We start from the raw sequence: 15,751 nt of genomic DNA on the forward strand, positions 1-15,751 counted from the left end.
TGAATCTCTATGATCCACGTTTTCTACTTGATTCTATTCCTAACTGTTTTAATTTTCTATATAAATGTGTTCTTTCTAATCCTGTTCTTTCTGATACTTTTGTCATACTATTTTTATCACGTAATAGATGATATTCAAAATAAATACGTTCAAATGCATCTCTAGCTTCACGTAAAGGTTGTTCTAATGATATAGAACCTATAGAGCCATTCATTGTAATTTTTAATTCTGATTGAATATTATTCAATTCTTTATCATTTATTGTAGAATTATTATTATTCATTGATCTCAAGATATTTGATCCAGAACGCATTATAGGAAGTTTTTTTAAACAATTACTTACTGTACTTAATAACTTTTGTAATGTAATTGGTTTTTCTAAAAAATCCACTGCTCCAATACGTGTAGCTTCTACAGCTGTATCTATTGTTGCATGTCCACTCATCATTATTACAGGCATATCTAATAATCCCTGTGATTTCCATTCTTTTAACAAACTTACACCATCAGTATCAGGCATCCAAATATCTAATAATACTAAATTAGGACGGAATCTAGAACGTATTTCTCTAGCTTGAGCTGCATTTTCTGCTTTTTCAACAGTATATCCTTCATCATATAAAATTTCAGACAACAACTCTCTAATACCTATTTCATCATCAACTACTAGAATTCTGGCCATAAAAATTTCACCTATTATTTAGCCACATTAATTATTTATTAAATACCTTATATTACAACTCGATTTTATCATAAATTTTTGTAAATAAAATTGAAACACGAGCACCACCATCTTTACAATTAATTAAATCGATATTTCCATCATGTTCTTCTATAATTTTGCGTACAATTGCTAAACCAAGACCAGTACCATGCGCTTTAGTTGTTATATATGGTTCAAAAACTCTTTGAATAATTTGTTTATCAAATCCTAAACCATTATCCTCTAAGATAAAACGTACATTTTTAATCTCCATATTTTTATCATTATACAATTTAATTAGTTTTGTGGAAATTTTTAATTTTCCAGGCTTGTTTGCTTCTATAATTGCATCACGAGCATTAGATAATAAATTATGAAGCACTTGACGTAATTGAACATCATTTCCTTTTAAATAAGGAATATTTTCATCTAAATCTAAATCAATAGAAAAATTTGAATCTATATTATTATTTATTTCATCTGGATTCCATCCATATAGAGACAAAACTTCATTAATTAAAGAATTGATATCTACAATCTTCATAACTTTAGATGAAATTTTTGCATATTCTCTAAAATCATCAACCATTTTTTTTAATGAAGTAACTTGATTTACTATAGTATTAACGGATCTTTCTAATATTTTTACATCTATTGTATTTAATTTTTGAGAAAAACACATTAACATACGTTCTGCAGATAATTGTATAGGAGTTAAAGGGTTTTTAATTTCATGTGCTAATCTTTGTGCAACTTCTTCCCATACTACGGACCTATTTGATGATATTACTGAAGTAATATCATCAAATACTACTAAATAATTTCCAATGTTGCTATCCATCAAAAAACGAGTACCTCTTGCAAGAATAGTAATAACTTGATTTGCATGAGATAATGTAATTTCGCATTGCTGTTGCCAAAATTGATGTTCAGAACCCACAGCATCGTGAGAGTTAAAAGCATGACGTATTATATAACAAAAATTATCAAAACCTTTTATATCTCCTAAATAAACACCAATGATATTTTGATCAATATCAATTTTTAATATATTTCTAGCTCCTTGATTAACCATAGTAATACAAAAACTTTTATCAACTACTAAAACGCCTGATGATAAATTAGAAAGGATTCTTTCTAAATATATATTAGAACGTTCTAATTGTTGCTTATTAACTTCGACCATTATTCTTGCTTCTTCTAACTGTTTTATCATATCATTAAAAGATTTAGTCAAAACTCCTAGTTCATCTTTAGATTTTATTTCAGGTAACTGGCGATAATCCCCTAGACCTACAGCTTGTGTACCCTCTGCTAATGTAAGTAGTGGTTTTACTAACCTTCTTGATATTAATAATGCAAATAAAATAGCAGAAAATATTGTTAATATAATAGATATAGTTAATGTAAGAAAGTATAATCTAGATAAACCAACACGTGATAAATATAAATCTTGATAATCTCTGAAACCTTGTTGTACTTGTCTAGCGTTATATAAAATTTGTACAGAAACTGGCTGTATTAATTGTAACCATTTGTGCTCAATATTAACATTACTACCAACTATATTATCTATATCATCATGGTTAATAGCTACTATTACTCTTAAAAATAATTCATCATCTTTTTCTTCAACTGCTGAATAAGATGAAATAAACCTCAATTGATTCATTATATCATTAGATGGCATGGAAGGTAATAAATCTAATATCATATGATTTTCTGTAGAAAATGCAATAATACGACCATTATTTGTAAATATCATAGATTCTTTAATACGATTCGATTCACGTAACGCATCTAATGATAATATAAGGTTATTTTTTTCAACTAAACTTAACCTATCAGCCATTACTTTACCTCTTGCTAATAAATCATCTAATAAGTAATCTAAAGCAGTTTTGCCTAAATTTAAGCCAGCATTTAATGCATTATTTACTCTAACATTGAACCAAGATTCAAGAGAACGAGACATGAAATGTATTGATAATATGTAAATAAATAATCCAGGCATTACACTAATAATTATGAATGAAAATGCAAACCTAGATGTCAATCTAGATCCAAATACGTTTTTACGTATATTATTTATTAAATTTATAACTAATACTAATATCCATATAAATAAAAAAAAAGCTACAATTAAATTAATTAGAAATAATATATCGTAATATTGTGCAAATAATGCAATATTATAAGTAGACCATGCTAATAAACTTAAAGCAGCAAAACCAGATATGATTAAAATAAATAATAAAATATATAAAAATTTTTTCACAGCTTATTTATTTTTTAATAAAATTGCATAAAAAAAACCATTGCCACCTTCTAAATTTTCAATAGGCAAAATTTGTCCTGGAGAAGGTAATAATTTTGCATCTAAATGGCTTCTTAAAAATTCTAAAATCTGTAACTCTCCTTCTTCTGGAAATATTGAACATGTTGAATATAGCATTTTCCCACCTGGCTTTAATGTTTTCCATAATGTATTAATTATATTTCTTTGTGTTTCAATAATTATATTAATGTCATCTATTTTTTTCATCCATCGAATATCTGGATGATTTCTAACTACACCTGAACCAGAACATGGTACATCAGACAATATAATATCGTAATATTTACCATCCCACCAATTCGATAAATCACAAGCATCAGCACAAATAATATGAACGTTCTTTTTATTATATAAATTTAATCTTTCTAAATTTTCTTTCAATTTTATTAATCTTTTTTTGCTAATATCTAATGCAGTAAGTTGTATATTAGCTATTTCTAATAAATGAGTAGTTTTACCACCAGGTGCAGCACATGCATCTAATATATTCATTCCATCATCAATATCTAATAATTTAGCAGCCATTTGTGCTTTAATATCTTGTACTATCCATAATCCTTCATTAAATCCTGGCAAATTGTATATAGGAATAGAGTTTTTTATTAAAACACTAAAATCATTTATTACTTTAATATCAATATTATTTTCATTAAATAATTTTACAATAAAATTTATGTTAGTTTTTCTTCTATTAATTCTTAAATGTAATGGAGATATACAGTTAGCAGATGAAAGTATTTTTTGCCAATTATTTGGATAATAATACATAATTTTTTTGATCCACCATTCAGGATAATTAAATTTTGCTTCGAGAGAATTTTTTACTAATGCGTTAAATTTATGCATATTTCTTAAAAAATTTCTTAAAGCAGCATTTAACAAACCAGCATATGGAAAAGTTTTATAATATGATTTTGCTGCTAAAATAGATTGATCTACAATTGTATAATCGTTATAAATTGGATCTTTATTGCTAGAATTTTCATTTTTAAAAATACTTTTTATTAAACATAAAGATACTAAAAATAATGATTCAAATTCTGAATTAGGAAATTTTTTTATTAAAATTTTACTAATTGTACGTGCCCATCCTAAATTTCGCATGACATAATAACTAATTGAATGTAATACAGGGCGAATATCTGGTAAAGAGTTATCTAAAACTTGCGATAATGTTAATGTTTTTTTTTTATATAGTATATCATGCAATAATTTTGCAGTTAATTGTATAACTATATATAGATCTTTATTAGTTTTGTCTTTATAAATCATTTTATTAAAATTTAAAAAATATCACTTTTTGTATTATATAAATAATTTATAAATTGTTTTATATCTTGTACTTTGCTGCCTGGTCTTTGAATTTTTGTAATTCTTAATATACCATCCATAGTACATACATCTATACCATCCATATTAATAGAAATATTATTTATGTTTAAATTTTTATTATTATTTAATATTTCAGCTGCAATTATTTTTACAGGTTCTTTTAACCAAGGTAACAAAATTTTTGCACAAGGATATGGACTAAACGCTCTTATTTTATTGAAAATTGACATTGCATCTGTAGAAATATCAATTAATAACTCTTTTTTAGAAATTTTTTTTGCATATGTAATTCCAAATTCTGGTTGTTTATATGAAACTATTTTTTTATTTTCTTCTAAGTTGATCAAAAACTTATGTATAGTCGATAAACCAATTTTTGATAATATATTATATAGATCTCCTGAGTTATATTTAGGTAAAATATCTATAGACTCTTGCATAATAATATTGCCAGTATCTATACCATTATCCATCTGTATTATTGAAATACCAGTTTTTTTATCTCCATGTTCTATAGCTCTATTTATAGGTGCAGATCCTCTCCATCTAGGTAATAAACTAGCATGTATATTAATACAACCAAATTTTGGTAATTCAAGTAACCATTGAGGTAATATTAACCCATAAGCTACTACTATAATAATATCAGGATTTATAGCTAATAAACTATCATAAACAATATTATCACAAGAACGTAACTCTTCATGATTTGGTGATAAACATTTTATATTATATTTATTAGTAATAGATTTTACTTCACTCTCTTTAAGATGTAATCCACGACCTGAATAACTATCAGGTTTTGTTAATGTTAAAGATATTTTATAGCCTTTTTTAATCAGTCCTTCCAATATATAAGATGCAAAAAATGGAGTACCAGCAAAAACTATTTTCATAATTTTCTCTACAATATATTAATTACTTAAGAGTATTTTTTTTAATTTTGCGTTTAATAAAATCTTTTTTTAAATTAGATAAATAATCTATAAACAATTTACCATTTAAGTGATCTATTTCATGTTGAATACATATTGATAATATGTCATCAGCTATAAAATCTACTTTTTTATCATTATGATCTAGAGCAATACATCTAATCTTAGAATGTCTTTTTACATTTTCATATATGCCAGGAATAGAAAGACATCCTTCTTTTGAAATTATATATTCTTCACTATGCCAAATAATCTCAGGATTAATTAAAATCATAGGATGATTATTTACGTCTAATACTATTAAACGTAAGTCTAATCCTACTTGATTAGCTGCCAAACCTATACCAGAAAATTGATACATAGTTTTTAACATATTATCAGCTATACTTTTTATATCACTATTTATATTAGTCACAGGAGAAACAATATTTCGTAAATATGGATCTGGATAATTTAAAATATTCATTAAAGGCATAAAACACACATTTTTTTAATTTATTAATATAGTATTATATATTTATTATATTTAAATGATAATTGATTTCATAGAATTTTTTATCATAAATATAAACTTACATTTAAAAATATACATATTTATTATCAAAAATAATGACAAATATTAATAATCAAGAATTTTTATCTATAAGATTAAAACATATATATTTAAAAATTAGTCAAGCATGCAGTCGTGTAAATAGAAATATTTCTGATATCAAGATTTTACCTGTGACTAAAAAAAGATCTGTAGAAGAAATTTCACATTTAAAAAATTTACATTTTAATAGCTTTGGAGAAAACCATATACAAGAAATTATACAAAAATCAAAAATATGCAAAAATAATTGGATCATGATTGGGCATATACAAACAAACAAGGTTAAGCAAATAGTAAAATATTGCAGTGAAATACAATCATTAGATAGTATTAAATTAGCAAAAGAACTAAATAAACATTTATTAATATATGGGAAATATATTAATGCTACAGTACAAGTCAAAACTTCAAAAGAAATCAGCAAATATGGTATAGATCCAAAAGATACTTTAAATTTTATCAATGAAGTTTATCATAATTTTCCTAATATAAAAATTATTGGATTAATGACAATTGCTGAAAATACTAATAATAAGTCAGTGATACGATCTTGTTTTAAGCAATTACGCGAACTAAAGGATTTAGCAAACAAAAATATACCTAATTTAAATTTAAATAAATTATCAATGGGTATGAGTAATGACTTTGAAATTGCTATAGAAGAAGGATCAACTGAAATAAGGTTAGGTTCTTTAATATTTAATTAAAAATGAAATTAAAACTACAATAATACTATGATTATTTTAAATTATTTATTTATAAAATAAATTTGTGTTAATCTTATAATATGAACTATTTGTAATATGTTTTTATATATTATAAATTTATTATTTCTAACTATATTGATCATTAAAATTATGTCAAATGATTATCTAAAAAAAATTTTAACTTCAAAAGTATATGATGTTGCTATTGAATCTCCATTAGAAAAAACTAAAATATTAAGTCATAAATTATCTAATAATTTAATGATAAAAAGAGAAGATATGCAACAAGTATTTAGTTTTAAATTACGTGGTGCCTATAACAAAATGGCAAATTTAGATCCATCAATTTTAAAAAATGGAGTAATTGCTGCTTCTGCAGGAAATCATGCACAAGGCGTTGCTTTATCAGCTAGCAAATTAGGTTGTAGATCTGTAATAGTTATGCCTACTACTACTCCAACTGTCAAAATTGATGCTGTTAAAAGACTTGGTGGTGAAGTAATTTTAATAGGTGAAAGTTATAGCGATTCTTATGAATATGCAAAAAATATAGAAAAAGAGCAAAATTTAACTTTTATTCATCCTTTTGATGACCCAGACGTAATTGCTGGACAGGGTACAATAGGAATGGAGATTTTATATCAGCACCCAGGAGATATAGAAGCTATTTTTATAGCTATAGGTGGTGGTGGATTATGCGCAGGAGTTGCTACATATATTAAACAATTAAGACCTGAAATAAAAATTATTGGTGTGCAAACTCAAGACTCTCATGCTATGTATTCTAGCATAAAAGCAAATAAGAGATTAGCTTTAAATGAAGTAGGTTTATTTGCAGATGGTACAGCCGTCAAACTTGTAGGTTCTCATACTTTTGAATTAATTAAACAATATGTTGATGATTTCATATTAGTTAATACTGATGAAATTTGCTCAGCTATTAAAGATGTATTTCAAGATACACGTTCAATTTTAGAGCCTTCTGGTGCTATGTCAATAGCAGCAGCAAAAAAATACATATCACAACATAATATTAAGGATAAAAATCTTATTGCTATAGCATGTGGTGCAAATATTAATTTTGATAGGTTAAGATTTGTAGCTGAACGTGCAAATGTTGGTGAAATGAATGAAGCTTTATTTGCAATATCAATACCTGAAAAAAGAGGTAGTTTTCGCAAATTTTGTCATTTAATTAAAGGTAGAGATATTACTGAATTTAATTATAGAATTTCAAATAAAGATATAGCACATGTTTTTGTAGGCATAAAGATATCATCCAGTAATGAAATAAAAACTATTATCCATAATTTTGAAGAACAAAATTTTAATATTATTAATTTAACAGATAATGAATTATCAAAAACACATATTAGATATATGGTAGGTGGTAAATCTAAATTAAGTGAAAATGAATTATTATATAGATTTGAATTTCCTGAGAAACCTGGTGCATTAATAGATTTTTTAAATACTATGGATGATAAATGGAATATCAGTTTATTCCATTATAGAAATAATGGAGCAGATTACGGTAATATATTGATAGGAATACAAGTACCACCATCTGAAAAAGAAGATTTTCAAAAAAATTTTTTATATATTTCAAAGTATCAATTTTGGGAAGAAACTTATAATCCAATTTATAAAATATTTTTATGAATATAAAATACAATTAACTATTTAATAGATTGTCAATTTTATTAAATAGTTAATTGTAATCTCCCATCTTTTAATATATAAAATTTATCTGAAATATTTTTTATTAAATCGGAATGAGTAACAATTAATATTGTTTTTTCTTTAGAAAAATTATTTATATGATAAATAATATGCTTTTCTGTTTCTGTGTCTATACCATATGTTGGTTCATCTAATAATAATAGTTCAGAGTTAGATATTAATACTCTTGCAAGACAAAGACGTCTAGCTTGACCAATAGATAAATTTATTCCTGATTCACCAATCCAAGTATTAAGTTTATTAGGTAAAGTGTAAACAAAATTATCTAAATCCATTTTTTTTAAAATAGACCATAAATCATCATCAGTAGCATAATTATTTCCTATTAAAAGATTACTTTTAATAGTACCTAAAAAAATACTATTATCTTGACTTAAATATGATATTTTTTTATATAAAGTTTCTTTGGGTATATTATTAATATCGATGTTTCGGTATTTTATATAACCATTATCTGGATTTTCTAATTGTAAAATTAAATTTAAAAGAGTTGATTTACCTGATCCACTAGGACCACCTATTGTAATTATTTCACCAGAATTTATCGTTAAATTAATTTTTTTTAAAATAGGAGTTTTTATATTCAATAAATTATCTTTATATGAAAAATCTATATTTGATAATTTAATAATTTTATCATCTATATTAATAAAATTATTTATTATTTTATTATTTTTATCATATAGATATTTATCATTTTTAATAATATTGTTTATACGATTAGAAGATTGTATTAAAGATTGTAAATTAATAGAACCATTAATTATAGGTATAAATATTTCAAATAAAACAAAAACAATAAATGTAATAGATACTAATTCAGAAGCATTGATTGAAATATTCAATTTATTAATACTAATCCATAAAATCAATGATAAAATAATTCCTGAAAAAAATATTAATATTGATTTTATAAAAGTTATTAAATGCAACCTAAAAAATTTGTTGCTTTCTAGTTTTTTATTATAAAAATCAAATTTTTCTAAAACATTATTAGTAATATTCATTAATATAATGTCTTTATATCCATCAATTGAATCTAATAAATTATTTTTTAGGTTGCCTAAATGTTCTTGTGAATTATCGTTAAATAATGATAGATATTTAAAAATAAATATGGGAGTAATAATACAAAAAACTAAAGAAGTTATAATCAATATAAAAGATATTTTGCTTATAAATATATTAAGTACATAAGAAAGTAATATTGATGAACATATAGCTACTATAATTGGATTTACAATAAATAAAAAAGCAGAATCCAAATTATCTACATCATTTGTCATTCTAGTAATCAAATCTCCATTACGGTAATATGACAATTCTCTAGGATTAAATTCAATTAAAGATTTAAATATTAATACTCGCAAATCTGATAATGTTTTTAATATTACTGAATGTCCATAAATACGTTCCAAATACCTAAATAAAACTTTTGAAAATGAAAAAGCTCTTACTAATGAAGAAGGTACAAATAAATTTAAATATATCAAAGAACCAACTAGAAATGACTCAGTAATAAACCATCCAGATATACCAATTAGAAATATTCCTGATAATGATGCAATAAAAGAACATAAAAAAGTTATTAATATGATAAGAAATTTGTTTTTATATAAATTAAATAATAAAAAAATTAAATTTTTCATATAGATTTTATTGACTTATTTGATATAGAATATATTAATGGTAATCTTTTTGCTATATTCTCTGAATGTGTTACTAATATTAAAGTTTTATTTTTACAAAAAGATAAAATTGAATTTATTATATTAAATTCAGTTTCTTCATCTAGATGAGAAGTAGGTTCATCTAATAATACTAAGCTTGGATTTCTAATAAATAATCTAGCAATTGCTAATCTTTGCGCTTGACCTCCAGATATACCTTTACCATTTTGCCCTAAAATAGTATCCATACCATTAGGTAAATTTTTGGCAAATGAAGTAACGAATGCTAATTCAGCTGCTTTCATTATTTCATTTTTATTAGCATTTATATTTGCTATTTTAATGTTATCAATTAAACTACCTGAAAATAAAAAAGGTTTTTGTCCTATCATATATAATTTATTATATAAATAATCATTTTGCATATTACTTATGTCTTCATTATCAATATATATATTTCCATTATAAGATTTAATTTTTGCAATAGATTCTAAAAAAGAAGATTTACCAATACCACTTTTACCTAAAATAGCTAAATGTTGACCTCTAAATACAGTTAAATTAATATTTTCTAACAGTGTATTAGAATTATTTCCTAATATACTAAAATTTTTAATTTCTAATTTACAATTAGAAATATTATTGCTATTTATTTGAATTTTTTTATCTTCTATTATTCTATTTAAATTAGTAATATTTATATGTCCAAATATTTTATTTAATTCTATTAATGAGGCATTATAAATAGCTTTATCATGATAATAAATTGCAAACTGCCTTAATGGATTATATATTTCAGGTACAATTAATAAACAAAAAATTCCATATCTTAAATCAAAATCATTTTTATAATAACCTAGTACTCCAAGATATGAAAATCCAATATAAATTGCTACCAATGCAATTCCTATTGCAGAAAAAAATTCTAATGTTGCTGATGAAAGAAATGCAACTTTTAAAACTTTCATAGTATTATTTCTAACAGTTTCACTAGCTAAAAAAATTTTTTCTACTTCATCATGTTCTCTACCAAATAATTTTAGAGTTGACAGACCTCGCAGCCTATCTGCAAATATTCCTGATAATTTAGATAAGGAATCTAATTGTTTTTGACTAATCTTTTCTGTACCATATCCAATAAAAACCATAAAAATTGGAATAAGTGGTACAGTAACTAGAAGAATGATACCTATTTTATAATCTAAAAAAAATAATATAAATATAAATGCTATGGGAATAACCATAGCATTTATCATAGCTTGAATATATCTAGAAAAAAAATTATCCAAATTTGATACTTGATCAATGATTGAATTGACTAATTTTCCAGATTCATGAGTAGAAAACCATGCAGAATTTCTATTCATCATATTTTTAAATAATGAAAATCTTAAATATGTTTTTATTTTTTTTGTAGCTAAATATCCATAAATATCGCTAATGTATAACATTAAAGATTTTAAAAAAAATATAATTAATAAAATTAAAAATTTATAAAATAAATAACCTTTATCAATATTAAAAATAATAGATTGGTTTAATATATCTGCAATAATCCATGCTTGCAAAAGTATAGATATAGAAGCAAGTAAATTGCTAATTGCAGATATAAATATATGTTTTTTAGATACTTTTATAAGCATCTTAGTCCAAGTTTTGATAATACTTTTATCATTAATATTCATAAATTATTTTTTTAAATTTTAATTCATAATTATTTTGTATTAAACATTATTCTTTTATGTTAAATTCAAAAACAAGAGCACTAAGTATACTAAACATAGAAGCCATTGTTATACCTAGAATCCATGAAAAATACCACATAATATCACCTAAAATTATTAATTAATAAGAATTTGGATTTTTACTTATCGACTTATTAGTAATTTTACCCCTTAATATATAATATACAAATGATGTATATCCAATTACAATAGGCATTATAGCAATAACTACTATTAGCATAATTAATAAAGTTAAGTAACTAGAAGAAGCATCCCATACTGTTAATGAGCTATTTAAATCAATAATAGAAGGCATTAAAAAAGGAAACATTGAAATGCCTACAGTTAAAATTATACTTGATAGCGCTATTGATGAACATACAAAAGAAAAACAATATTTTTTTATATACATGAAAATAATTACAAATATGCTACTAATGATTGCGCTAAACGGAACAATTATTAACGCTGGATGCTTTATATAATTAAATAACCAAGCTCCTTTGACTAAATTTACAGTTTTCAATAAAGGATTAGATGGAGCAGAACATTTATTAAATTCAGATATGATAAATCCATTCATGTAATAAACCATAACTCCACCTAGTATGAATAAAATTATAGATAACATAGCAAATATCATACTATATTTTCTAGACCTTTTTGATATTTCATCATTAGTTTTCCAAGATAATAGAACTGCTCCATGCATACTTAGCATAAATACACTTAACAACCCACATAATAATGTAAAAGGGGTAAATAATTGAAATAAATTACCTTCATACAAAGGACGTAATGTTATTGGATCAAACTTGAATGGTACTCCTACCATGACATTACCTATGGCTACACCAAAAACTAAAGATGCTATAAAACCTGAAATGGATAGTAAATAATCCCATGTATTACGCCAAATAATTGTATTAATTTTACTTCTATATTTAAATCCAACTGGTCTTATAATTAAAGCTATTAAAGCTAATATCATAGCTAAATAAAAACCTGAAAAAGAAGCCGCGTATAATAAAGGCCATGCAGCAAAAATTGCTCCTCCAGCTGTTATAAGCCAAACCTGATTTCCTTCCCATACAGGACCAACAATATTTATAACAATTCTACGTTCATTATCATTTTTTGCTACAAAAGGTAATAAAAAAGCAGCACCTAAATCAAATCCGTCCATTACAGCAAAACCTATCAAAAGGACACCAAGTAATGCCCACCAAATTAAGCGTAAAGTATCATAATCTAAAAACATAATAGATCCTTATTTATTATAAATTTCATTCATATAAAATTAATTAAAATGCTATTCTATATAATAATCAGGGCCATTTTTGATAGTTTTTAACATAAGTTTCAATCCTACAATAAATAAAGCTGAATATATTAATAGAAATATACCTAAACTGATAGATAAATCTAACATGGTCAAATCTGATGCAGCATAATAAGTTGGTAATATTCCTTCTATGACCCATGGTTGTCTACCATATTCTGCGATAATCCAACCGCATTCAGCAGCTATCCAAGGTAAAGGTAAACTAAATAAAGCCATTTTTAATAAAAATTTATTATTTTTAAATAAAGTATTTTTTATTAATTTCCAAGACAAAATAGCAAACAATAATATTAAATAAAAACCTATTGCAACCATGATTCTAAAACAATAAAATAGCACTAAGACATTTGGAATAGTATCTATTGCTGCTTGGGATATTTCTTCTTCTGTAACATTATTAAGGTCTGTATTATATTTTTTCAATAATAAAGCATAACCAAGATCTTTCCAAGAATTATCGAATATTTTTCTAGCATATTCATTGTCAGGATTTATTCTAATTTCATTAAGAGCTCTATAAGAATTGACCCCATTTTTAATATGTATTTTAGCTTGCTCAATTAGATCATTTATACCAGGAATAGTTTTATCAAAAGATCTAGTAGTTAAAATGCCCATTAGATAAGGGATTTTCAATTCAAAATCATTTTTTCTTTCTTTAAAATTAGGTATTGCAATTAAATTTAATCCAGCTGGTGCTGGTTCAGTTTCCCAACTACTTTCAATTGCTGCTAATTTCATATGTTGATGTTCTGTCATTAAATAACCACTTTCATCCCCTAATATAACAACTGATAATGAAGCTGCTAATCCAAAACTAGTAGCTACAATAATAGATTTTTTAGCTATATCAATATTTTTACCTTTCAATAAATACCAAGAACTTATACCAACCACAAAAACAGATGCAGTGACATATCCAGCACTAACTGTATGAATAAATTTTGCTTGAGCAACAGGATTTAATAATACAGCTAAAAAATTTACCATTTCCATTCGCATAGTATCTGGATTAAATATTGCACCAGTTGGATTTTGCATCCATGCATTTGCTATTAAAATCCATAAAGCAGACAAGTTACTACCAAGAGCTACTAACCATGTAACAAAAAGATGTCCTTTTTTTGATAAGCGATCCCATCCGAAAAAAAATAGACCTATAAAGGTTGCTTCTAAAAAGAAAGCCATTATACCTTCTATAGCTAATGGAGCACCAAATATATCTCCAACATAATGACTATAATAAGACCAATTCATTCCAAATTGGAATTCCATTACTATACCAGTAGCTACACCTAAAGCAAAATTTATTCCAAATAATAATCCCCAAAATATAGTCATTTGTTTCCAAATAGGCCTATTTGTTATAACATAAATACTCTCCATGATAGCAAGAATTATAGATAAGCCTAAAGTTAATGGCACAAATAAAAAATGATAAAGAGCTGTAGCTGCAAATTGTAGCCTTGAAATATCAACTATATCGATATTAAACATATAAATACCTTTCCTAATGAAATGTTTAAAAAACTATACCTAAGAATTGAAATATTTATAATAATTAAAAATTTTTGTATAAATATAATTATATAATTAATAATATTTATTATTAATTTATATTTATTATATATTATTATCTAATTTATAAAATTCTTAATATATAGTTGATGTATTAAGATTTTAAACTGTTGAAAATTATATAAATAGCTATTTTTGCCAATTTGTCTTTAGTATTAAAACATCAAAAATAATATAAAAAATTATGAAAAAAAATAATAATAAAATATATTTTTATTCGAAATCATAAATTTAATAATAGTATATTAAAAACTTTAAAAGTAACTTTTTTTAAAATTATAAATATATAATTATAAATATAGTTATAATTATTATATATTTATTTATAGATATTGAAGAAAATTTTCAGTTTTATAATAAATTTAAATTTATGTAAAAATATAAATATACAACAGTATATTATGCTAACTTGCTAGGGAAAATCCATACAGATGATCCTATAATTAAAAAAATAAAATAAAGTATGAAGAATTTTTTCAATATTTTAAAAAATCATATTAGATATTCAATATCAGAAAATATAAAAAATAAGTGTGCAAACATAGAAGTTATGCTATTTGATGTAGATGGTATATTAACTAGCGGTGATTTGATATATGATTATACAGGAGAAAAATATAAAATATTTAATGTATTAGATGGCTATGGTATTATCAATTTAATTAAACATGGTATTCACGTAGGTTTTATTTCTGGAAGAAATAGCAAAGCTGTATCAAAACGTGCAAATGAATTAGGAGTTAAAATATTAGAGCAAGGTATTAATAATAAAGCAGAATATCTAGATTTTTTATCCAACAATATGAATATTAATTTAGATAAATTTGGTTTTATGGGAGATGATATTATAGATATTGTTGCCATGAAAAAAGTTGCATTTTCTGCAACTGTTCCTAATTCTCCTGAATATGTTAAAAATATTGCTTTATGGGTTTCTAAAAATAACGGAGGTAAAGGTGCTGTACGAGAATGTTGTGACCTCATTTTAGATTCTAAAAATTTATTGAAAAATATTATAAATAATTAAAAAATTATATATATAAGTAATTTTTATTATTTTTAATAAAGATTTTGATTTACC

General features: G+C 24.1%; 13 protein-coding genes. 3 read left to right on the forward strand and 10 right to left on the reverse strand.

From position 1 onward, the window contains the following. Positions 1-7: 7 nt before the first annotated feature. From CKSOR_RS03065 to def, 5 genes are read right to left on the reverse strand one after another with little or no spacing between them, the layout of a single operon-like run. On the reverse strand, positions 8-682 hold the full coding sequence (locus tag CKSOR_RS03065) for a response regulator (protein WP_108674110.1): 675 nt from the start codon (positions 680-682) through the stop codon (positions 8-10). Positions 683-734: 52 nt separating this feature from the next. Beyond that, positions 735-2,981 (reverse strand): sensor histidine kinase, encoded by a 2,247-nt coding sequence (locus tag CKSOR_RS03070; protein ID WP_108674111.1) that lies wholly within the window; start codon positions 2,979-2,981, stop codon positions 735-737. A 3-nt stretch (positions 2,982-2,984) separates the two neighbouring features. Next, positions 2,985-4,313: a 16S rRNA (cytosine(967)-C(5))-methyltransferase RsmB gene (gene rsmB / locus CKSOR_RS03075; RefSeq protein WP_108674112.1), complete on the reverse strand. Its 1,329-nt coding sequence runs from the start codon at positions 4,311-4,313 to the stop codon at positions 2,985-2,987. An 11-nt stretch (positions 4,314-4,324) separates the two neighbouring features. Next, on the reverse strand, positions 4,325-5,269 hold the full coding sequence (fmt, locus tag CKSOR_RS03080) for a methionyl-tRNA formyltransferase (protein ID WP_108674113.1): 945 nt from the start codon (positions 5,267-5,269) through the stop codon (positions 4,325-4,327). Positions 5,270-5,291: 22 nt separating this feature from the next. Then, positions 5,292-5,783 (reverse strand): peptide deformylase, encoded by a 492-nt coding sequence (gene def, locus CKSOR_RS03085; RefSeq protein WP_108674114.1) that lies wholly within the window; start codon positions 5,781-5,783, stop codon positions 5,292-5,294. Positions 5,784-5,917: 134 nt separating this feature from the next. Here def and CKSOR_RS03090 point away from each other — a divergent pair, with 134 nt between their 5' ends. Together CKSOR_RS03090 and ilvA are read left to right on the forward strand one after the other, a co-directional pair. After that, a complete protein-coding gene (locus CKSOR_RS03090) occupies positions 5,918-6,610 on the forward strand; it encodes a YggS family pyridoxal phosphate-dependent enzyme (protein WP_234411222.1) in 693 nt (230 codons plus the stop codon). A gap of 150 nt (positions 6,611-6,760) precedes the next feature. Further along, positions 6,761-8,272 carry a threonine ammonia-lyase, biosynthetic gene (gene ilvA, locus CKSOR_RS03095; protein ID WP_108674233.1) on the forward strand — a complete coding sequence of 504 codons (1,512 nt, stop codon included), beginning with the start codon at positions 6,761-6,763 and terminating at the stop codon, positions 8,270-8,272. Positions 8,273-8,313: 41 nt separating this feature from the next. Here the strand turns inward: ilvA and CKSOR_RS03100 are convergent, their stop codons facing one another. Genes CKSOR_RS03100 through CKSOR_RS03120 form a run of 5 tightly spaced genes read right to left on the reverse strand, consistent with a single transcriptional unit; the run spans position 8,314 to position 14,589 of the window. Further along, positions 8,314-10,002: an amino acid ABC transporter ATP-binding/permease protein gene (locus tag CKSOR_RS03100; protein WP_108674115.1), complete on the reverse strand. Its 1,689-nt coding sequence runs from the start codon at positions 10,000-10,002 to the stop codon at positions 8,314-8,316. Continuing rightward, positions 9,999-11,708 carry a thiol reductant ABC exporter subunit CydD gene (cydD, locus tag CKSOR_RS03105; protein ID WP_108674116.1) on the reverse strand — a complete coding sequence of 570 codons (1,710 nt, stop codon included), beginning with the start codon at positions 11,706-11,708 and terminating at the stop codon, positions 9,999-10,001. The genes CKSOR_RS03100 and cydD overlap by 4 nt, the downstream gene beginning before the upstream one ends. Before the next feature lie 46 nt (positions 11,709-11,754). Beyond that, positions 11,755-11,847, reverse strand: a complete 93-nt coding sequence (cydX, locus tag CKSOR_RS03645; RefSeq protein ID WP_108674117.1) for a cytochrome bd-I oxidase subunit CydX — start codon at positions 11,845-11,847, stop codon at positions 11,755-11,757. A 21-nt stretch (positions 11,848-11,868) separates the two neighbouring features. Then, positions 11,869-13,008 carry a cytochrome d ubiquinol oxidase subunit II gene (gene cydB, locus CKSOR_RS03115; protein ID WP_108674118.1) on the reverse strand — a complete coding sequence of 380 codons (1,140 nt, stop codon included), beginning with the start codon at positions 13,006-13,008 and terminating at the stop codon, positions 11,869-11,871. Positions 13,009-13,059: 51 nt separating this feature from the next. Then, the gene (locus CKSOR_RS03120) at positions 13,060-14,589 is read right to left on the reverse strand and encodes a cytochrome ubiquinol oxidase subunit I (protein ID WP_108674119.1); all 1,530 of its coding nucleotides are present in this window, start codon (positions 14,587-14,589) and stop codon (positions 13,060-13,062) included. Positions 14,590-15,133: 544 nt separating this feature from the next. Between CKSOR_RS03120 and CKSOR_RS03125 the strand changes: the two genes are divergently transcribed. Further along, positions 15,134-15,697 carry a KdsC family phosphatase gene (locus CKSOR_RS03125; protein ID WP_108674120.1) on the forward strand — a complete coding sequence of 188 codons (564 nt, stop codon included), beginning with the start codon at positions 15,134-15,136 and terminating at the stop codon, positions 15,695-15,697. Positions 15,698-15,751: the final 54 nt, after the last annotated feature.

It is taken from the genome of Candidatus Kinetoplastibacterium sorsogonicusi (assembly GCF_003072465.1).
GTDB classification, from domain to species: domain Bacteria; phylum Pseudomonadota; class Gammaproteobacteria; order Burkholderiales; family Burkholderiaceae_B; genus Kinetoplastidibacterium; species Kinetoplastidibacterium kentomonadis.